Source organism: Pseudomonas corrugata, assembly GCF_001269905.1.
Classification (GTDB): domain Bacteria; phylum Pseudomonadota; class Gammaproteobacteria; order Pseudomonadales; family Pseudomonadaceae; genus Aquipseudomonas; species Aquipseudomonas corrugata.
Map to the genome: position 1 here is coordinate 180,340 of NZ_LHVK01000015.1, position 18,078 is coordinate 198,417.

The 18,078-nt window shown below is 61.1% G+C and carries 20 protein-coding genes; 9 read left to right on the plus strand and 11 right to left on the minus strand.

Features of this window, described 5'->3' with window-relative positions; translation table 11 throughout:
* Window positions 1–60: 60 nt before the first annotated feature.
* From AD665_RS20955 to AD665_RS20965, 3 genes are all read right to left on the minus strand, one after another.
* Window positions 61–552, minus strand: coding sequence for a GNAT family N-acetyltransferase (locus AD665_RS20955; RefSeq protein WP_024776742.1), 492 nt, complete (start codon window positions 550–552; stop codon window positions 61–63).
* A 102-nt stretch (window positions 553–654) separates the two neighbouring features.
* Window positions 655–1,986, minus strand: coding sequence for a sensor histidine kinase (locus AD665_RS20960; RefSeq protein ID WP_053193534.1), 1,332 nt, complete (start codon window positions 1,984–1,986; stop codon window positions 655–657).
* Window positions 1,983–2,663, minus strand: a complete 681-nt coding sequence (locus AD665_RS20965) for a response regulator (RefSeq protein WP_053193537.1) — start codon at window positions 2,661–2,663, stop codon at window positions 1,983–1,985. Before AD665_RS20965 ends, AD665_RS20960 begins: the two co-directional genes overlap by 4 nt.
* A gap of 174 nt (window positions 2,664–2,837) precedes the next feature.
* On the opposite strand from AD665_RS20965, the gene dsbD reads away from it, so the two are divergent.
* From dsbD to dsbG, 3 genes are read left to right on the plus strand one after another with little or no spacing between them, the layout of a single operon-like run.
* Window positions 2,838–4,565, plus strand: a complete 1,728-nt coding sequence (dsbD, locus tag AD665_RS20970) for a protein-disulfide reductase DsbD (protein ID WP_053193538.1) — start codon at window positions 2,838–2,840, stop codon at window positions 4,563–4,565.
* Window positions 4,565–5,434 (plus strand): TlpA disulfide reductase family protein, encoded by an 870-nt coding sequence (locus AD665_RS20975; RefSeq protein WP_024776738.1) that lies wholly within the window; start codon window positions 4,565–4,567, stop codon window positions 5,432–5,434. The genes dsbD and AD665_RS20975 overlap by 1 nt, the downstream gene beginning before the upstream one ends.
* Window positions 5,410–6,177: a thiol:disulfide interchange protein DsbG gene (dsbG, locus tag AD665_RS20980; protein ID WP_053193542.1), complete on the plus strand. Its 768-nt coding sequence runs from the start codon at window positions 5,410–5,412 to the stop codon at window positions 6,175–6,177. Before AD665_RS20975 ends, dsbG begins: the two co-directional genes overlap by 25 nt.
* Before the next feature lie 75 nt (window positions 6,178–6,252).
* Here dsbG and AD665_RS20985 read toward each other — a convergent pair whose 3' ends face one another.
* From AD665_RS20985 to AD665_RS20995, 3 genes are all read right to left on the minus strand, one after another.
* Window positions 6,253–7,059: an alpha/beta fold hydrolase gene (locus AD665_RS20985; protein WP_053193545.1), complete on the minus strand. Its 807-nt coding sequence runs from the start codon at window positions 7,057–7,059 to the stop codon at window positions 6,253–6,255.
* Window positions 7,060–7,285: 226 nt separating this feature from the next.
* Entirely contained in the window at window positions 7,286–8,062 is a 777-nt protein-coding gene (locus AD665_RS20990) for a substrate-binding periplasmic protein (protein WP_053193548.1), read from the minus strand.
* A gap of 112 nt (window positions 8,063–8,174) precedes the next feature.
* Window positions 8,175–8,801, minus strand: a complete 627-nt coding sequence (locus AD665_RS20995) for a TetR/AcrR family transcriptional regulator (protein WP_024776734.1) — start codon at window positions 8,799–8,801, stop codon at window positions 8,175–8,177.
* A 171-nt stretch (window positions 8,802–8,972) separates the two neighbouring features.
* On the opposite strand from AD665_RS20995, the gene AD665_RS21000 reads away from it, so the two are divergent.
* Together AD665_RS21000 and ppnP are read left to right on the plus strand one after the other, a co-directional pair.
* Window positions 8,973–9,515, plus strand: a complete 543-nt coding sequence (locus AD665_RS21000; RefSeq protein ID WP_024776733.1) for a 3'-5' exonuclease — start codon at window positions 8,973–8,975, stop codon at window positions 9,513–9,515.
* 82 nt (window positions 9,516–9,597) lie between these two features.
* A complete protein-coding gene (gene ppnP / locus AD665_RS21005) occupies window positions 9,598–9,882 on the plus strand; it encodes a pyrimidine/purine nucleoside phosphorylase (protein ID WP_024776732.1) in 285 nt (94 codons plus the stop codon).
* 154 nt (window positions 9,883–10,036) lie between these two features.
* Here ppnP and AD665_RS21010 read toward each other — a convergent pair whose 3' ends face one another.
* Both AD665_RS21010 and AD665_RS21015 read right to left on the minus strand, forming a co-directional pair.
* Window positions 10,037–10,846, minus strand: coding sequence for an MOSC domain-containing protein (locus AD665_RS21010; protein ID WP_053193551.1), 810 nt, complete (start codon window positions 10,844–10,846; stop codon window positions 10,037–10,039).
* A gap of 70 nt (window positions 10,847–10,916) precedes the next feature.
* The gene (locus tag AD665_RS21015) at window positions 10,917–11,840 is read right to left on the minus strand and encodes a chemotaxis protein CheV (protein ID WP_024776730.1); all 924 of its coding nucleotides are present in this window, start codon (window positions 11,838–11,840) and stop codon (window positions 10,917–10,919) included.
* Window positions 11,841–12,321: 481 nt separating this feature from the next.
* Between AD665_RS21015 and AD665_RS21020 the strand changes: the two genes are divergently transcribed.
* The 3 genes from AD665_RS21020 to AD665_RS21030 all read left to right on the plus strand — a co-directional run bounded on the left by AD665_RS21020 (window position 12,322) and on the right by AD665_RS21030 (window position 14,580).
* Window positions 12,322–12,792: a hypothetical protein gene (locus AD665_RS21020; RefSeq protein ID WP_024776729.1), complete on the plus strand. Its 471-nt coding sequence runs from the start codon at window positions 12,322–12,324 to the stop codon at window positions 12,790–12,792.
* Window positions 12,793–13,027: 235 nt separating this feature from the next.
* Window positions 13,028–13,921, plus strand: a complete 894-nt coding sequence (locus tag AD665_RS21025; protein ID WP_024776728.1) for a sensor histidine kinase — start codon at window positions 13,028–13,030, stop codon at window positions 13,919–13,921.
* Window positions 13,918–14,580: a response regulator transcription factor gene (locus AD665_RS21030; RefSeq protein WP_024776727.1), complete on the plus strand. Its 663-nt coding sequence runs from the start codon at window positions 13,918–13,920 to the stop codon at window positions 14,578–14,580. The genes AD665_RS21025 and AD665_RS21030 overlap by 4 nt, the downstream gene beginning before the upstream one ends.
* On the opposite strand, the gene yegS is transcribed toward AD665_RS21030, so the two are convergent.
* A complete protein-coding gene (gene yegS, locus AD665_RS21035; RefSeq protein ID WP_024776726.1) occupies window positions 14,564–15,481 on the minus strand; it encodes a lipid kinase YegS in 918 nt (305 codons plus the stop codon). The genes AD665_RS21030 and yegS overlap by 17 nt on opposite strands.
* Window positions 15,482–15,829: 348 nt before the next feature.
* Here yegS and AD665_RS27925 point away from each other — a divergent pair, with 348 nt between their 5' ends.
* On the plus strand, window positions 15,830–16,138 hold the full coding sequence (locus AD665_RS27925) for a hypothetical protein (protein WP_024776725.1): 309 nt from the start codon (window positions 15,830–15,832) through the stop codon (window positions 16,136–16,138).
* A gap of 182 nt (window positions 16,139–16,320) precedes the next feature.
* Here the strand turns inward: AD665_RS27925 and AD665_RS21045 are convergent, their stop codons facing one another.
* Window positions 16,321–17,508 (minus strand): molybdopterin molybdotransferase MoeA, encoded by a 1,188-nt coding sequence (locus AD665_RS21045; protein ID WP_162164401.1) that lies wholly within the window; start codon window positions 17,506–17,508, stop codon window positions 16,321–16,323.
* A 22-nt stretch (window positions 17,509–17,530) separates the two neighbouring features.
* Window positions 17,531–18,070, minus strand: coding sequence for a molybdenum cofactor biosynthesis protein B (moaB, locus tag AD665_RS21050; RefSeq protein WP_024776723.1), 540 nt, complete (start codon window positions 18,068–18,070; stop codon window positions 17,531–17,533).
* Window positions 18,071–18,078: the final 8 nt, after the last annotated feature.

The following is an 18,078-nucleotide window of genomic DNA, read 5'->3' on the forward strand; positions in this document are numbered from 1 at the left end:
AAGCTTTGCTCCCACAGGGATGGGCTTGACCCGCCTGCATTGGGCATCCAGCGCCCTGGCCTAACGCTTCAACCGCTTGCCCAGTGACTTGTGCATCGCAATGGCCGCGATGCCGCCAATGACAAACGCCTTGGCGCTTTGCTCAAACCCCAGGCGGCGATAGAACCCATGACTGGTGCCTGTGCTGTTCAGACGCACCTGGGTCAGTCCGCGGCCATACAACCACGCTTCCATGTCCTGCACCAGCGCCCGCCCGGCGCCACGCCGAAACCACTCCGGCTGCACATAGCAGAACGCGATCCGGCCACTGACCGAGGCCATCGCGACGCCCACCGGCCGCCCATGCAGGCGTGCCAGGGTCAGGCGCAACCGCGGGTCGGCCAGCCAGGGGCGAATACGCGCTGGGGCATTATTGCGGACCCAGGCGGCTACAATGCGCGGGTCATTACGGTGCTCTGCGGCACAACCGACCCGGATGGAGCGCTCGGCGATCCGGCTGATGATGCCGGCATCGCCAGGCACAGCGGTGCTGATTTCGATGAAGGTGTCCATTGTCGCTGTTTTCCTCAGTCCTTGAGTCGAGCTGAAAAAACATAGACCCGGATGACCCGGATGCGCCAATAGCAATGGTTGCAGGAAGCTTCGAGCAGTCAGCTACCGAACCCCCACCTGCACCGGCATCGTCAATTCCACCCGGAGCCCGTCCGGACGGCTGTCGAAATGCAGGCTGCAGCCACAACGCTGGACAATGGCCTGGACGATTGCCAATCCCAGGCCGCAACCGGTGCTCTGACCGTTGCGCCAGAAGCGCTGGGTCAAGTGCTGGATATCGTCGGCAGCGATGCCTGGACCGTGATCGCGGACCTGGAAACGTACCCGCTGACCAATCATCTCCAGGCTCAGCTCCACTTCGGTGCCCTCCGGGGTATGACGCAGCGCGTTATCCAGCAGGTTGCGCAATGCCGCGATGGACAACACCGCCGGCATCTGCACCGGCGCATCGGATACCCCAGCAGACACATGCAACCTGATTCGCCCGGGATCGCCACTGGCCGCATCCTGAATCGCCAGCCTCGCGACTTGCTCGGCGTTGCACTGTACCCCATCGTCGAAGGACAGACTGCCCTCCACCCGGGCCAGCAGTAACAATTGCTCGAGCGTGCGATGCAAGCGGTCGGCGCCCTCCTCGGCCCTGGCCAGGGACTGGTCGCGCGCGACGCCTTCGGTCATGCGCGCCACTTGCAGGTGCGTTTTGATGGCCGTCAGAGGGCTGCGCAGTTCATGGGCTGCATCGCCGGTCAGCCTTCGCTCGCGCTCGATGGTCTTGCCGATGCGCTGGAACAGCTGATTCTGCGTCTCCAGCAGGGGACGCAGCTCGCTGGGCAATGGATGGATCTGCAAGGGCTCCAGGGAGTCGGCATTGCGGCGCATCAGCGCATCGCGCATGCGGTTGAGCGGTGCCAGGCCCTGGCCGATGCCCAACCACAGCAGGCACAGGCACCCGAGCAGCGCCACCCCTACCGGCACCGAGGCCGCCAACAGAATCGACATGTTCAGGGCTTCCCGTTCGATCTGGCGGTCGGCGGTGGTAATGCGCACGTCGCCCCGGGCCAGGGTGAAACTGCGCCAGGGTGCGCCGTCGATCATCTGGTCGTGAAACCCCATTTTCTGGGCTTCCAGGACCTGTTCCGGGGTGCCATGACTGCGGGCCAGGATTTCGCCGCGCAAGGAACTGACCTGGCAAGCCATGCCACCGGGAATGCTCAACTGCTCGGCGCTGAAATGCGTGCCCTCGCCCTTGCTGGGCAGCGGCGGCAACTGCTCCAGCAGGCCGGCGACCATCCGCGCCGATGCCACCAGGCGCTGGTCGAGAGAAAACATCATCTGGTTGCGCAGATCGCTGAGCATCCATGCCGCCGCCAGGGCCCAGATCAGGGTGAACGCCGCGCCCAGGGTCAGGCTCAGGCGCAATCGCAGGCTCATCACTTGGAGGACTCTCCGCCATCGGCCGGTCCGAGGCGATAACCCAGCCCGCGTACAGTCTCGACAATTCCATTGCCGAGCTTGCGCCGCAGGTGATGAATATGGACGTTGAGGGCGTTGCTTTCCAGTTCGTCGTTGAAGCCGTACACGCTGTCCTTGAGCTGCTCGCTGGACAACACCCGGCCACGGCTGTGCAACAGCGCCTGCAACAGTGACTGCTCACGCCGGGACAAATCCACCGGCTGGCCATCCAGGAGGGCTTCACGGCTGCTGGGATCGTAAGTCAGTCGACCGTGCTCGATCAGGTTGATGCTGCGACCCGCCACGCGTCGCAGCAAGGTGTGCAGGCGCGCCGCCAGCTCCCGTAGGTCGAAAGGCTTGAGTAGATAGTCATCTGCGCCAGCTTGCAGACCGTCGACCCGATCGGTCACCGAATCCCGCGCGGTGAGGATCAGCACCGGAATCTCCAGCCCTTGCTGGCGCAATTGCTTGAGCAGTTTAAGACCGTCTTCATCGGGCAGCCCCAGGTCCAGCACCATGACATCGAACTCGGCCACGCCGATCATCGCCCGCGCCGCCGAGGCCGACCCCACGTGCTCGACGGTCAGGCCCTGGGCCGTGAGACCGGCGACGATCCCGCTGGCGATCAGTTCATCGTCTTCGCAAACCAGTACACGCATGGTAAGCCTCGTGGAAAAAGGTACATTAGGCCGCCGGCCGATTAAGCCGACATTATGCGACGAGTGCGGCAAACATGGGCGATCATTGCGGCAAACCGGCCCTCGCCGTTTAATCGACGGTTAATCGCCAGGCGCCATCGTGCTTTCCACTTGCTTCGTTCTAAGGCTTTATCCATGCGTCGATTGTTTTTGCTGTGGCTGCTGCTGATTTCGGGCCTGGCCCAGGCGGCCAACCCCTTCGAAACCAAACCCGATTTCCTGCCGGTGGAAAAAGCCTTCGTGTTTACTTCCGAACGCCTGGACTCCGGGGAAACCCAGCTCTTCTGGCAAATCGCCGATGGGTACTATCTGTATCGGCAGCGACTCAAATTCGATGGTCTTGCCAACGCGCAGAAACCTGAACTCCCCGAGGGAGAAGCCCACAGTGATGAGTTTTTCGGCGACCAACAGGTCTATCGCCAGGCACTGGAGCTGAAGGTTCCGGCAGGCGTCACCGGCAAGATCAAAGTGGGATTCCAAGGCTGCGCCGATGCAGGACTGTGCTACCCACCTCAGACCCAGGTGGTCGACCTGGGCGGCGGTGGCCCTGCAGTGGTCAACGGCGAAGCGCCGGACCAGGCCCTGGCCAGCGGCCTGCAGCAACGGGCATTGGGCTGGAGCCTGCTGGTGTTCTTCGGCCTGGGGCTGTTGCTGGCGTTTACGCCCTGCTCCCTGCCTATGTTGCCGATCCTCGCAGGCCTGGTCGTCGGCAGCGGTGCCGGGGCTCGACGCGGCCTGGCTCTGGCGGGCAGCTACGTGATCAGCATGGCCCTGGTGTACGCCGCCATGGGTGTGCTGGCCGCGCTGCTGGGCGCCAACCTTCAGGCCTTGCTGCAACAGCCTTGGCTGCTGGGCACCTTCGCCACGGTGTTCGTGGTGCTGGCGCTGCCCATGTTCGGTTTCTTCGAATTGCAACTGCCGACTACATTGCGCGACCGCCTGGAGAATGCCGGGCGTCAGCGCCGCGGCGGCAGCCTGGTGGGCGCAGGGATTCTCGGCGCACTGTCCGGTCTGCTGGTGGGTCCGTGCATGACCGCCCCGCTGGCCGGTGCGCTGCTGTATATCGCCCAGAGCGGCAATGCACTGCACGGCGGCCTGATCCTGTTCGCCATGGGCGTCGGCATCGGCCTGCCGCTGTTGCTGCTGGTGACCGTGGGCAATCGCTTCCTGCCCAAGCCCGGCGCCTGGATGGACCTGGTCAAGGGCGTGTTCGGCTTCCTGTTTCTGGGCACCGCGCTGCTGATGATCCGTCCGGTCATCGACGGCTCGCTGTGGGTCGGGTTGTGGGGGATGTTGTTATTGATCGCCGCCTACAGCGCCTGGCGCCAGACCGAAGGGTTCGGCCGCATGGCCTACACCTGCGGCAGCGCGTCACTGCTGTTTGGCCTGTGGGGCAGCGTGCTGCTGGTGGGTGCTGCCGGTGGTAGTGACGACTTCTTCCAGCCCCTGAAGGTCTACACCGGCGCCCAGGGCGGCGCGACCGTCAGCGTCCACGACGCCTTCGTCACGGTCAGCGAACCTGCCGTTCTGCAACAGGAACTGGACGCGGCCAAGGCCCAGGGTCAATGGGTGCTCGTGGATTATTACGCCGACTGGTGCGTATCCTGCAAAATCATGGAAAAACAGGTGTTTGGCCGAGCCGAGGTGCTGAACGCCTTGAAAGACGTCCGCCTGCTGCGCCTCGACGTGACCGCAGACAACGCCGCCAGCCGCGAGCTGCTCAAGCGTTATCAGGTACCCGGGCCGCCGAGCCTGCTGTGGATCGGCGCCGACGGTGAAGAACGCCGCAGCCAGCGCATCACCGGGGAAGTCGATGCCAAGGGCTTCCTGGAACGCTGGAACAGTACCCGGGACACGAACTGATGCTGACATTCACCCTGGGCACCTTCGCCATCGCCCTTAACCACCTGCTGCTGATCAGTGCCCTGGCGCTGGCGACCTTCGTGGGCTGGCGAGTGGCCAAGCGCGGTGGCGAGAACCCCGAGTCGGTGCTGTTCGTGCTGTTCCTGATCGGGCTTATCGCCGCGCGGATCAGCTTTGTCGTCGCCTATTGGAACCATTACCAGAACGATCCATGGCAGATCGTCGACTTGCGCGACGGCGGCTTCCTGGCCTGGCCAGGCATCGTGGCACTGGTGATCGGGACGTTACTGTGGGCCAGACGTCGACCGGCCCTGCGCCGGCCATTGGGATTCGGCGTCGGCAGCGGCCTGCTGTTCTGGCTGGTGGCGACGATGGCACTGACGATCTATGAACAGGGCACCCGGTTGCCGGACATCGAACTGCGCGACGCCAACGGACAGACCGTGAAACTTACCGACTATCAGGGCGGCCCCCTGGTAATCAATCTCTGGGCCACCTGGTGCCCGCCATGCCGGCGCGAAATGCCAGTACTGGAAGAATCCCAACAGCAGCGGCCGGACCTGACTTTCCTGTTCGTCAACCAGGCCGAAAGCATGCAGAGCGTCAGCACCTACCTCGCCACCCAGGGCCTGAGTCTGGACAACGTCTTGTTCGACGGCAGCGGTCGCCTCGGCCAGGCCGTAGGTTCCATGGCGCTGCCGACGACGCTGTTCTACAGCGCCGACGGCCGACTGCTGGGTAGTCACCTGGGAGAACTGTCGGAGGCGAGCCTGGCCCGAGCCCTGGAAAACTTCGAAACGCCGGGTTCAACTACGGCGCCCCACACCGCCACAAGGAAACCGCCATGCCCCGCCTCCGCCACCTGCTGACTCTGGCCGTCGCCACGGCGCTGTCGCAAGCGCCGCTGCTACAGGCCGAAGAACTGCCAGCAGCCATCAAGAAAATCGAAGCCAAGGGCGCGAAGATCGTCGGCACCTTCGAGGCACCGGACGGGCTACGCGGCTACGCGGCGCAATACCAGAACCGTGGCATGGCACTGTACCTGACCCCGGACAGCCAACACGTCCTGCTCGGCAACCTGTACGACGCCGACGGCAAGGACCTGAGCGCCGAGCCGCTGCAGAGACTGGTTTATGCACCGATGGCCAAGGAAATATGGGCAAAAATGGAGGCGAGCAACTGGATCGCCGACGGCAACAAGGACGCACCGCGCACCGTATACCTGTTCAGTGACCCCAACTGCCCGTACTGCAACATGTTCTGGGAACAGGCCCGGCCATGGGTAAAGGCCGGCAAGGTGCAGTTGCGCCACATCATGGTGGGCATCATCCGTGAAGACAGCCCCGGGAAATCCGCCGCGCTGCTGGCGGCCAAGGACCCGCAAAAAGCCCTGGAGGACCATGAAAGATCCGGCAAGGGCAGCACACTCAAGCCCCTCAAAGACATACCGCCCACCATTCAGGCCAAACTTGACGCCAACCAGCAGTTGATGGATGAGCTGGAGCTATCCGCCACCCCGGCGATCTTCTACATGGATGACAAAGGCGAACTGCAACAGCAACAAGGCGCTCCATCACCGGACAAACTGGTGAAGATCCTCGGACCGAAATAACCAACCCTGGAAATCGTTGTGGCAGCGGGCTTGGCAGGTCAATGTGGGAGCGAGCCTGCTCGCGATTGCAGAGGATCAGCTACGCAAAAACTCAAGCAATGCCTCGGTAACGAACCCTGGGTTCTCCAGATTGGAAATGTGCCCCGCCTCCGGGATCAGCGCATGGGGGCAACCGATCAACCCGGCCATTTCCAGAGACTCGGAAGGTGGCCGTGGTTTGTCCTGGTCACCGCACATCACCCAAGTACTGCCGGCATCCAGCTCTCCCAGGCGCGGCAGGATATCGTCCCGGCCGAAAATGATCCGTCCCAACGGCACGATGCTGTCGCGCAGACGATCAGCCGGCAGCGCGGCCAGTGCGGTGCGCAATTGCCGGTACAGGGGCGACTGCGGATCAATGCCTGGTCGGAAGAAGATCGGCACAACAATGTCCAGCAACGGTTCGGGAATGCTGCCACTGGCTTCGATCTTGTCGAACAGCGAGAAGTAATACTGGCGCGTCGGCTCCGGCTCGACGCCCACATAGGTGTCCATCAACACCAGCGCCTGGAGCCGCTCCGGAGCCATGAACGCCAGCCGTGCCCCCCACATGCCGCCCACCGAGAGCCCCACCAGACTGAAGCGATTGATACCCAACTGATCCATCAACCCCAGGGCCTGGCGAGCCAGGTCGTCCAGGGAAGTCGTGCCCTCAGGCAAACGCCCGGATTGACCATGGCCCCACAGGTCCGGGGCGATCACCCGGTAATGCCGCGACAACGCTTCGATCTGCGGTGCCCACATGCCGTGATCCCACAAATAGCTGCTACCCAGTACCACCACCGGGCCGTGGCCCTGGTCCAGGTAGTGAAGCGGTTGTCCGTCAAGGGTTGCAAAGGGCATCGATGACCTCCTTGTTTGCGTGTAAAAAACCCGGCCAGACTGACGTGCCGTACGACAAGCCGTCAATCGCCAGGCCATCCGTGTTGCGACCGGCACGTGTAAGGTCTGACAGTAGACCGACCCGGTTGCCGGCGATAGCGTGAGATTTCACAACAGTCGATGGGGAAACAGCCATGACCAAAGTCCCTCGCGAGACGTGAGCAAGAAGGGGAAACAGGGACTGCGGTCAATGAGCGTGAGTTGGCACCAGTTCAATCTGGTAAGGCTTGAAAATCGCCAGCAGTTGGCCGTTATCCCGAAGCTTCTGCATCAATTGTCCAAACGTTTCACTGGTAATCGGCGCCTGTGGCCGGATCAGTGCATAGTGGTGGTAAACCTGGTCGATACGTTCGGACACCAGCAACTGGGGACCGACCTCGGGGTTGCGCAGCACGTAATCGTTCAAGTACGAACGGGTCACCAGGGCGATGTCCGCCCGCCCCCGCAAGACCATCAGCAGGTTGCTGTCGTGGGAGTACGTCAGCGTGGCGTTGTATTGGCCAATCAGGAACTTGGGGTCGGCGTTGAACTCGGCAAAGGCGTAGTGGTAGCCGCTGAACAGCGCCAGGCGTTTGCCCCTCAGGTCGGAGAAGTAGCTCTGCTGGCGATCCGGCTGACGTTGGGCGACGAAGACTTCCGCATCTTCCAGCCCCATGTCCACTGCGGTATGAGGCACATCCTTCCAGCCCCAGTCGGGGTTCTCGAAGATCGCCATATCGACCCGGCCTTGCTTGAAATCATTGAAACGGCGGGGAATCGACGTCGGTACCAGTTCGAACTGATAATCGGTCTGGGAGTGATTCAGGGCTTCGACCAACTGCGGAAGCAGGCCGGTGTCGACGCCGTTTTCCGGGCGCACGGTGTAGGGTGGAAAATGCGCAGCTCCGATCCTGACCAGTTGCGCCGCCGAGGCCGGCACCATCAGGAAAACAGCCAGTGCAGCCAGCAAGACACGCGAGGTCATCCTCTTCGGCGAAAACGTCAAGGCACCACTCCCCAAAAGTCCATGCATACATTCAAGCTAGGCGGTTTCAACCACTTAGCCAGCTCTGCGACCCCTTGAAGCGGCCGCTTGATTATTGTTTTTGTTCCAGTACCAGAATCAACGCTTGCTCGGCCAGTTGGTCGAGGCTCAGGCAACCCTCGGCGCGAAACCAGGTAGTGGTCCAGGACAATGCTCCAGTGAGAAAACGCCGGGTAATGAACACGTCTGCGCGAATATACCCGGCATCCTTGGCCCGACCCAATACTTCGAGCCACAAGTCTTCGTAAATATTCCGCAATGCCAGCACTTGCCGCTGCCCTTCCTGAGATAGCGAGCGCCACTCATAGATCAATACCGCCATTGCCTCGCCGGTGCCGCCCATGATCGACTGCAATTCACAGCGGATCAGAGCAAGCACTTGTTCGCGCACACTGCCCGCCTCGGCCAGTGCCGCACGCATCAAGGCGGTGTTGTAGCGGATGGTTTCTTCCATCACCGCCCGCAGGATCTCGTCCTTGCTTTTGAAGTGGTGGAAAATGCTGCCGGACTGAATGCCCACGGCGCTCGCCAGGTCGCGCACCGTGGTGCGTTCGAAGCCTTTGTTGCGAAACAGATGGGCGGCGGTCTGGAGCAGTTTGCCGCGAGCGCTGCCTGGGTCGGTCAATTGTCCGAGGCCAACCAGCTCATGCATCACCGTCAGGGCTTTTTGCTCGTCCACCCATTCTCTCCCGCAGTCGTCGTGGCGCCGGCAATTTAAGCCGAGCCGGCCACCCAGGCAAGCGCTCGGGCAGAATTTGAGTACTCGAATTAACCGTACAGGCCACTAGGCGAATGTATCGCATTTGACTACGCTCAAAGCCATCTGCACGCCGACACCGGGAACCCCACGATGCCTCAATGGCTGGTGATTGATCTGGAGGCCACCACCGATGAAGGTGGCTGGCCGGTAGCCGAAATGGAAATTATCGAGATCGGCGCCACGCTGGTGAACCGTGACGGGCGCGAGCTGGATCATTTCCAGCGTTTCGTGCGCCCCCTGAGACGACCGCTGCTCACGTCCTTTTGCCGCGAGCTGACGCACATCACCCAAGCCAGCATCGACAGCGCGGCGCCCATCTCCGAGGTCTGGCCAGCGTTCGAACGCTGGCTGGCGCCCTACCACGCGAACCTGGGGGGCTGGGTCAGTTGGGGCGACTATGATCGCAAACAGTTGCTCCAGGAATGGCAGCAGCAACACTTGCACAGTGTTCTTGCCCACGTACCCCACATGAATCTCAAGCAACGCTTTGCCAAGGCCCGTCGGCTCGATCGGCCTCTGGGACTTAACGGGGCGTTACAACTGGCCGGCCTGCAGTTTTCCGGTCAACAGCATCGCGCCCTGGAAGATGCGCGCAATACGGCAAGGTTATTGCCCCTGGTGCTGGCGGATTGATCGGTCTGCGCCACAGATGACGAGTGTCGAAGCCTTGTGCATACTGGCCGGCCTTTTTCAGCCCTTTTTTGAGGAATCGCCCATGTTCAAAGTCAACGAGTACTTCGACGGAACCGTCAAGTCGATCGCATTCGGTACGGCTGAAGGCCCTGCGACCATCGGCGTCATGGCTCCAGGCGAATACGAGTTCGGCACGGCCCAGCGGGAAATCATGCACGTTGTGTCCGGCGCCCTGACCGTGAAGCTGCCCGGCGCCACCGAATGGGAAACCTTCGCGGCCGGCAGCCAGTTCAAGGTACCGGCCGACAGCAAGTTCCAGCTCAAGGTGGCGGTCGACACAGCCTACCTGTGTGAATACCGCGCGTAAGAGCTGTCGACACTGCCTACCTGTGAACACCGCCCGTAGGAGCTGTCGAGTGCAACGAGGCTGCGATCTTGTCCCAGGCAGTTGAGTCTTTAGCAAAAGACCAATATCAAAAGATCGCAGCCTTCGCCAGCTCCTACAGAGGACTGCGCAGGATTTACTCGAGCACTTCAACCGGCATGCCGACTTCAAGCCGGCCATTGCTGTCATTGACCAGGTTCTGACCGAACATCGGACCGTCCGGTGTCGAACGATACTGCTGCAAAGTGGCAAAAGGTTCACGGCCCGGATCGCGCTCGCCGGTCTGTGGGTCCACCGTGGTCATGATGCAACGCGAGCAGGGTTTGACCACCCGGAACACCACATCGCCGATACGGATGCGCTTCCACCCATCCTCGGCAAACGCCTGGCTGCCTTCGATCACCAGGTTGGGACGAAAACGCAGCATCTCCATCGGACGACCGACCCGATTCGACAGATCCTGCAGCGAGTCCTGGCCGATCAGCAGTAACGGGAATCCGTCGGCGAAGGCAACCTTGTCGTCGTCCTTGCCATAACCGGCCGCCGTGGTACGTGCAAGTTCCACCGGCACATGCACCAGGCGCGTGGCGTTGCCGATGAATTCGCTGACCCAGGCCCCCGCCTCGTCACCAGCATCCGGCACGCGCAGGGTATCGCGCCAGATAATCACCCCGCGGCGCTGCTCTTCCCCGGCAGAGGGCAGCGGCACGTCGATACTGCCGTAGCCCGGCGCACTGAGGGTCAGACCTCCCGCCTCATTCCACAATGCCGAGAGCTGGCTCATCTTCGCCACGGCCCGCTGGGTCAGGAAGCGCCCACTGGCTTCATCCACCAGCATCCAGCGTCGGTCACCGTCCAGGCCGAGCTTGTCCAGGCCAATCCCTTGCAGGGGCTGGCCCTTACCGGACTTCAACGGATAACGGTACAGCGCGCTCAGACGCAACATGGTCAGCTCCCGGATGGTGAAAAAACGCCACCATATACGAGCCCGCCATCGAAGCAAACCACGATCGGCTTCAGTCGAGCATCAGTCGCTGGCGCACCACGTCGACCAGTTTGTCCGGCTGGAATTTGGAGAGGAAATTGTCGCAGCCGACCTTCTTGACCATCGAGTCGTTGAAGCTGCCGGACAACGAGGTATGCAACACCACGTAAAGCCCACGCAACCGCGGGTCGTTACGGATTTCAGTAGTGAGGCGGTAGCCATCCATTTCCGGCATTTCCGCGTCAGTGAAGATCATCAGCAGCTTATCGGTCATCACCTCACCACTGTCGGCCCAGGCCTTGAGCATGTTCAGGGCCTTCAATCCGTCGCTGGCAATATGCATCTTTATGCCCAACTGACCCAGGGTGTCACGCAGTTGCGACAGCGCGACGTTGGAGTCGTCCACCAGCAACACTTCACGTCCACGGGCACGCTCCAGCACCGGGTCTTCGAGTTTGTCTCGGGAAACCTTGGCATTGTACGGCACGATTTCGGCCAGGACTTTTTCCACGTCGATGATTTCCACCAACTGATCGTCCACCTTGCTGATGGCGGTCAGGTAGTGTTCACGGCCGGCGCTGGTCGGAGGCGGCAGGATCGCTTCCCAGTTCATGTTGACGATGCGATCCACCCCCCCCACCAGGAACGCCTGAACCGAGCGATTGTATTCAGTCACAATAATGGTGCTGTTGGCTCCCGGCACCAGTGGACGCATGCCGATAGCCTGGGACAGATCAATCACCGGCAACGTCTGGCCTCGCAGGTTGACCACGCCACAGACAAATGGATGGCGTTGCGGCATCAGGGTCAACTTCGGCAGTTGCAGCACTTCCTGGACCTTGAAAACGTTAATGGCGAACAATTGCCGGCCCGCCAGGCGAAACATGAGAATTTCCAGGCGATTCTCACCCACCAGCTGGGTTCGTTGATCTACCGTGTCGAGAATGCTGGCCATCGATGACTCCTGGGATTGTTCGGATGAATCCAATAGAACAGCTATCGGCCGCCCAAAGCGGATCTTGACCCCTGACCAAAATAGCTGCGCGCAGGATTGATATCACCTTAACATCATGCTTTACTGCATTCACCCTTCACCCCGCTTGTTCTCCCCGCCGCGCGACCTCGTTTTGCGCATAAGGTTCCCCTGCCTAAGGGATTCCCCTAGGTACAATCAGGTCCAACCTGATATTCCCAATATCCAATAGCCATTAATGTGACGCCATTCTCATTGCTGAACGGAGTCAGGCCTTTGTGTGCGACCGCAGGACATCGGACTTCCAGCCTTTCGGCCGATCCCGCCAGTGCAATCGCTTGCAGGCTCGTCCTTACCCAAGGCAAGGGCGCAACGACGCAGGTTCGTTCGTTGCCGAGCGCTCGGTCCCGTCGTTCGCCTCAAGCGGTTTCCTTTCGCCTGACATGATGTTGTGGAGATAAGCATGCCGAACGATCGTAAGAATTGGCTCCAGCGCTTTCCCGAATTCCTGACCGAAGCCGAGACACTTCTGGCCAAGTCGGAGGAATGCCTGAGCCACCTGCAACTGATCAACAACGACAAGGACGCGATCGATTGCATGCTCAGCTCCCTGCTGAAGCTGGCAAACAAGGCAAATGCCTTGGCGCTGGAAGCCGTTTCGGAGTTTTCTCTGCATATCCATGGCTTACTCAGCCATGCGCAAAACCACATGGAATTGCACGATCAGGCGCTGGAGGCATTGAAGGACTGCTTCACGCTGATGGCATGGCAACTTGAATTGGTCGACCCTGCCACCGGCCAGCTCGGCCTGGACAACAGCGAACAGACCTCGTTGATCGAAGCATTTGCGCTCCAGGTGGGCCAGAATCCCTGCGAGATATTGACCGCAGCACCTCCACTGAGCCTGCTTACCTATTCACAGAAACAAGCGTGATACCGGCGATGCGGGCCCAGCCCGACGCGCGTGCTCCACGGTGCTTTCAAGCCGCCATGCCGAGCGCGACCAACCATGGATGAAGTGGTACTATGTCTCGCGTCAGAGGCTTCAACACGACGACAGGAAATACCGTCAATCTGAAGCCAGCCTCGACCTGAACCATTTACCGACCCGGGCCGTCCCCTGTGCTGACCGGCTCGCCCGCAGCGAACATTCATTGGCTCCATCCGTCATGTACGCCAGCCTCAAGTCATTCATCACCTGGCCACCATCCCGAGAAAACGCCCGCCGGTTCACACTGTTTCTGTGTACCTGCTCGACTCTCGGCTGCCTGCTGATCTATCTGTTCGCCCGTACACTGCCCTTGGGCTTGCTGATATTGAATATTGCGGCCCTGGCCTGTGTCTGGACCCAATACCAGTTGTCGCGAAAGTCCATCAAGTTCCAACCCCAGGAGTTGGCCGACCGGCTGCTCGAAGTCCAGGAAAATGAGCGCCATCGGCTCAGTCGCGAACTGCATGACGACATCGGCCAGCTACTGACAGCGGCGAAACTGCAGAGCGAGTGGCTCAAGCGCCGAGTGCCGGATGATCTGCAAGCGCAGTGCTCGATACTCGGCGAAACCCTGGACGAAACCCTCAACAAAGTCCGCGATGTATCGGCCATTCTCAACCCGAGGCAGTTGACCAGCCTCGGGCTTGAAGCCAGCCTGCGCGCCCACCTGCTCAAGACATTGGCCAATACCCCGGTAAAATGGAGCCTCGACTGCCAGCAGCGCATGACGGGCATCCCGGAGGAAATGGCAGTCGCCGCTTTTCGAATCACTCAGGAAGCAGTCACCAACGTCTTGCGCCATGCCCAAGCGAATAATCTGCTGGTACGCCTGCAGCGCCTGCCAGAAGGCCTGTTCCTGCTGATACGCGACGACGGTCATGGCTTCGCCCCCGCATCCCACCCCGCTCGCGAAGGACAACGCGGCATGGCCGGCATGTCAGAGCGAGTCGAACAGCTGGGCGGCACGCTGGAAGTCACCAGTGAAGCCGGCAAGGGCACGCATATCGAAGCCCGTTTTCCCTGGGCGCCTCGCGCCCTGGCACGGGCCAATAAAAATAAGGTTCTCCATTGACTTGTAACTTGCTTCTGGTAGATGACCATTCACTGATCCGCGCCGGCGTGCGCGCACTGATCATGGACCTGCCCGACTATGCCGTCATCGGTGAAGCCAGTGACGGTACCCAACTGCTGGCGCTGGTCGAACGGCTGGACCCCGATATAGTGCTGCTGGACATCTCCATGAAGAACACCAGCGGCCTGGACGCCCTGCGCGAGCTCAAGCGGGCACGGCCGCGCAGCAAGGTACTGATCCTGTCGATGCATACCGATCCGGCGCTGATCATGCAGGCGCTGGAATCCGGCGCCCACGGATATCTGCTCAAGGATACGACGGCCACTGAGCTGGAACACGCCCTGAACGCACTACGTAACGATGAACACTACCTGAGTCCCGCCATCGCCCATACCGTGATCAACCAGGCCCTGACCCGCACCCAGCAGAAGCATCCGCCCTCCCCTGCCCATACCCACAATCTGACGGCACGCCAGCTGGAAATACTGCGGCTGATCGTGCGAGGCAAATCCACCCGCGAAATTGCCAACGGCCTGAGCCTGAGCATCAAGACCGTGGAAACCCACCGGGCCCAGATCATGAAGCGCCTGCAGATCCACGACGTGGCCGGCCTGGTGCTTTTCGCTGTGCGTGAGCAGATTATCAGCCTGGACGATTGAGCTGCGCCGAGGCGACCAGCAAAGGCGAGTCGGGTGGCAAATGTACACGCAGCGCTTTCGGACGCACTGTGAAGCGCAGGTCATCTACCTGCAAGGGTTCGCCATCCAGATTGATATCCAGGCCCTGGGCCACCTTGATCTCCACCCATGGCAAGCGTGCACGCACGAACATGTTGTCGATGCCCAGACCACCGGCCAGCAAGTCCTTTAGCGTGCTGACCACTTCCTGGGGGGCCGGCAGGACACTGATGTCCAGTAATCCGTCATCGACCAGTGCCTGCGGACACAATTCATGGCCTCCTCCGGCCTGCCGGCCGTTACCGATGCCCAACGCCAGCAGATCGCCCTGCCAACTGAATCCGGGCCCCTGCAATTCGCCATAGGCCGCACTCAACTCACTGAAACGCGTGATTCCGGTAAACAGGTAAGCGGCGCCCCCCAGTACCTTCTTGAGCTCTTCGGAGGTATTCGCCGTGACCTGGCTGCCGAAACCGCCCGTGGCCATGTTGAGGAAAATCCGCCCGCCGACCTCACCCAGATCGATCGGGTGCGGTTCAACGTCCAGCAGATCCAGGGCACGATCCGGCTCCAGCGGGACCCCGATCGCCCGGGCAAAATCATTCGCGGTGCCCAGGGGCAGCAACACCAGACTGGCATCGCCGGGCTTGAGGGCCAGCGTTTCGGCGATATCACGCAAGGTTCCATCACCGCCACCGGCAATCAGCCGCGTATAACCGGCCTCCAGCGCTTCTTCGACACACCGCCGGGCATCGCCCGCCTCCCAGGTCAACCGGACCGCCAGGTCCCAGCCTTGCTTGCGCCTGAGCATCACTGCGGCGCGAACCTCTTCGTTGAGCGCTTGCTTGCCATGCAGAATCAATAGCGCCTTGCCCTTGCTCATCCCTATCTCCGTCGTTGGAAGGTTCCAGGGATTGGGACCGCGCATTTGGCTGAAAAAGCCCTCGCCACGTCAATTTAACCGGAAAATATCCATACCTGGTCCACGGCTAAGCCGCCAGCCGGCGCATCGGAGCGACGTTTCCGCACGCAAAGAGTTTTCTTACAAGACTTGGCGAAACAGCTCAATTGACCCTCCAGCAGTATTGAGACACCTTGGCACTCTGTTGTGCTGGACCGATAAAAAACACTTATTACACAAGGATGTGCTAACCCATGGATGGATACGTCACGGCCCGCAGGGTACGGATCAGTGGTTCGAACAATAGTGGCCGAAGGGATGAAGCGTCCCATGCATAGCCATGAATACAAGCTGTCGCCTCGACAGTTCGCACCTCTCGGGGGCGAGCGGGCCGATGCTCAGAACGAATGCAAAAGTTGCAGCAATCCCGTTGGAGGAGTCGATTTGGAACCGCGCGTCGTTGAACTGGAAACCCACCTTAAGTACATCCGCCGAGACATGGATGAAATCCGTACCGATGTAAAGGTAATCCGACACAGACTTGCCTACTCGGCCGGCGCGGCGGCAGTGATCGTCGGCCTTATGGGCTGGATCGCGAACAGCCGTTTCGATCAACTGGTGACGCTGCTGTCGCGATAAAGCGATGGACGCAGGCATCGGACATCGACTTGTGCCGGAATACACCGCCTGCAGAGGTGGTGTCCCGTCGCACAAATACAGTTTATTTCCGATGGCGTCTGTTGCCGTGAAAGCTGCCGTCAAAAAGTCTGTATCTGCGAGACGGGATATAAGTGGCCTGTGTGGCTATTTCGTGCAGGTCACTAGCCCAGAAGTTCGCTCAAGGGGATGAAGCCCACTTCATCACCCTCGACCAACGTCTGCCCCTCAAGCACCTCTACCAGTCCTTCGGCCCAGGCCGCACTGCGCAGAACCCCGGAGCTCTGATTCCGGTAGATGATTGCCCGGCCGTTTTCCATACGGCCTCGCAGGTATTCTCGCCGACTGCCTGCCTTGGACCAGACAAACCCGGCCGCCACCTTGAACTTCAGCGGCACCACCGATTGAACGCCTTGGCGTCGCAGCAGGTAAGGCCTGGCCAGCAACGCAAAAGTCACCAGGGTCGAGGCAGGATTTCCAGGCAAGCCTATGACCGGCACGCCACGGAAGTGCCCAACCGTCAGGGGTTTCCCGGGTTTGATGGCGAGTTTCCAGAGTGTCAGCTCTCCTTCCTCGCGTAGCACCACGCCCAGGAAATCCGCCTCCCCTACCGATACACCACCGGTAGACAGGATCAGATCAACATCCGACAGCTGGGCCAGGCGGGTCCGGGTAGTCGACAAGTCGTCCGGCAGGATACCTGCGTCAACCACTTCACAACCCAGTCGCTGCAGCCAGCCACAGAGCAGCACGCGGTTGCTGTTATAGATCTGGCCGGGGCCCAGAGGCTGACCGGGCTCGACCAGTTCATCACCGGTGGACAGGACCGCGACCCGGACCTTGCGTATCACATCCAGGGACGCGCAGCCCAGGGATGCGGCCAGCCCCAATTCGATCGGTCCCAGGCGAGTGCCGGCAGCCAGTACCTGTTCGCCAACGGTGGTTTCCTGCCCTTGGGGGCGGATGTTCTGTCCGTTGGACAAGGACTCGGTAAACCGTACTCGCTGGTCGCTTTCAACCAGGACGTTTTCCTGCATTTCCACGCAGTCGGCCCCGGCGGGAACCGGCGCTCCCGTAAAGATCCGCGCGCAGGTCCCGACAGCCAGCGGTTGCGCAGCCTGCCCGGCGAAGATCCGCTGGCTGACCGCCAGCGGTTCACCTTTCCAGTCAGCCAGCCGCAATGCATAACCGTCCATGGCGCTGTTGGGCCACGGCGGCAGATCCAGGGTCGACACCAGATCCTCCGCAAGCACCCGCCCTTGCGCCTCAGCCAGCGGCAGGCGCTCGTGCTGGGTCACCGGCGTGGCCGCGGCCATTGCCAGCAGTTGCTCCAATGCGACTTCGACAGCCATCAAAGCGCCGGTCTTGCCAGGTTTACCCACGGGATTCACAAGGAGCCGCCTGTTTCAGATGGGCCACGAAGTTGCAGGGTCGGTGCCGCGCATCCAGTTGCTCGGCGAGAATCCCGTCCCAACCGGTGCGCACCGCGTTGGTAGAGCCCGGCAAACAGCACACCAGCGTGCCATTGGCCAGGCCCGCCAGTGCTCGGGACTGAACGGTGGAGGTGCCGATGTCGGCCACGGAAATCTGCCGAAACAACTCACCGAAACCGTCGACCTGCTTGTCCAGCAGGCACGCGACCGCTTCCGGGGTGCTGTCACGTCCGGTAAAACCGGTGCCACCGGTGATCAGCACCACCTGCACTACCTCATCGGCAATCCAGCTCGCAACTTGCGCCCGAATCTTGTACAGATCATCTTTGAGCAGGACTCGCGCCGCCAGGTTATGCCCGGCCGCACAGAGCCGATCGACGAAAACCTGCCCGGACGTGTCGGTTTCCAGGGTACGGGTATCACTGACAGTCAGCACCGCGATGTTGAGCGGCACGAAAGGTACATCAGCCTTGGCTTTCATAGCTCGTC

Excerpts from the sequence above, each read along its gene's own strand:
- AD665_RS20955 (WP_024776742.1), bottom strand. The coding sequence starts at position 552 with ATGGACACCTTCATCGAAATCAGCACCGCTGTGCCTGGCGATGCCGGC.
- AD665_RS20965 (WP_053193537.1), bottom strand. The coding sequence starts at position 2,663 with ATGCGTGTACTGGTTTGCGAAGACGATGAACTGATCGCCAGCGGGATC.
- dsbD (WP_053193538.1), top strand. The coding sequence starts at position 2,838 with ATGCGTCGATTGTTTTTGCTGTGGCTGCTGCTGATTTCGGGCCTGGCC.
- AD665_RS20975 (WP_024776738.1), top strand. The coding sequence starts at position 4,565 with ATGCTGACATTCACCCTGGGCACCTTCGCCATCGCCCTTAACCACCTG.
- dsbG (WP_053193542.1), top strand. The coding sequence starts at position 5,410 with ATGCCCCGCCTCCGCCACCTGCTGACTCTGGCCGTCGCCACGGCGCTG.
- AD665_RS20985 (WP_053193545.1), bottom strand. The coding sequence starts at position 7,059 with ATGCCCTTTGCAACCCTTGACGGACAACCGCTTCACTACCTGGACCAG.
- AD665_RS20990 (WP_053193548.1), bottom strand. The coding sequence starts at position 8,062 with ATGACCTCGCGTGTCTTGCTGGCTGCACTGGCTGTTTTCCTGATGGTG.
- AD665_RS21000 (WP_024776733.1), top strand. The coding sequence starts at position 8,973 with ATGCCTCAATGGCTGGTGATTGATCTGGAGGCCACCACCGATGAAGGT.
- ppnP (WP_024776732.1), top strand. The coding sequence starts at position 9,598 with ATGTTCAAAGTCAACGAGTACTTCGACGGAACCGTCAAGTCGATCGCA.
- AD665_RS21010 (WP_053193551.1), bottom strand. The coding sequence starts at position 10,846 with ATGTTGCGTCTGAGCGCGCTGTACCGTTATCCGTTGAAGTCCGGTAAG.
- AD665_RS21015 (WP_024776730.1), bottom strand. The coding sequence starts at position 11,840 with ATGGCCAGCATTCTCGACACGGTAGATCAACGAACCCAGCTGGTGGGT.
- AD665_RS21020 (WP_024776729.1), top strand. The coding sequence starts at position 12,322 with ATGCCGAACGATCGTAAGAATTGGCTCCAGCGCTTTCCCGAATTCCTG.
- AD665_RS21025 (WP_024776728.1), top strand. The coding sequence starts at position 13,028 with ATGTACGCCAGCCTCAAGTCATTCATCACCTGGCCACCATCCCGAGAA.
- yegS (WP_024776726.1), bottom strand. The coding sequence starts at position 15,481 with ATGAGCAAGGGCAAGGCGCTATTGATTCTGCATGGCAAGCAAGCGCTC.
- AD665_RS27925 (WP_024776725.1), top strand. The coding sequence starts at position 15,830 with ATGCATAGCCATGAATACAAGCTGTCGCCTCGACAGTTCGCACCTCTC.
- AD665_RS21045 (WP_162164401.1), bottom strand. The coding sequence starts at position 17,508 with ATGGCTGTCGAAGTCGCATTGGAGCAACTGCTGGCAATGGCCGCGGCC.
- moaB (WP_024776723.1), bottom strand. The coding sequence starts at position 18,070 with ATGAAAGCCAAGGCTGATGTACCTTTCGTGCCGCTCAACATCGCGGTG.